Source organism: Moraxella sp. VT-16-12, assembly GCF_002224245.2.
Classification (GTDB): Bacteria; Pseudomonadota; Gammaproteobacteria; order Pseudomonadales; family Moraxellaceae; genus Moraxella.
The window spans coordinates 1-404 of record NZ_NKHK02000046.1; the positions used below are offsets into that span (position 1 = coordinate 1).

A 404-nucleotide genomic window follows, 5' to 3' on the forward strand; every position below is an offset into this window, starting at 1 on the left:
CATATGTTGCCATACAAACGGATTTTTGTGTCACAAACGCAATCTCGGTTAACTTAGAACTCCGACGCCCTTGCGTTCATTAGGATAATAAGGTTTTTTGCTGAAAAAGTCAAGAAAAACGCATTCAAACACCCATAACCATCTTAAAAAATATTCGGTACATCATGTTCTTGTGGGCGGTTTGCTCGTCAAAACCAACCTTAAAGGGAACTTGTTTTTTGACTTCGTCCAAAATCCGCTCCTGCTCATCTTGGGGTAAACTCTCAAAATAAGCGATGAATTCAGCGTTTTCAGCTTCTTGGCGTTGTTTCTCGGCTTGCTCTGCTAGTTTGGCTTGTCTTTCACGCTCCGCTTGCTCCTTGCGTTCTAGGCGTTCATTTTCGGCTTTTTGTAATTGCTCATAG

1 pseudogene is annotated in these 404 nt (G+C 42.1%); it reads right to left on the reverse strand.

What is annotated here, in order from left to right:
• Window positions 1–124: 124 nt before the first annotated feature.
• Window positions 125–404, reverse strand: a pseudogene (locus CEW93_RS10880) (replication initiation protein); the annotation flags it as partial.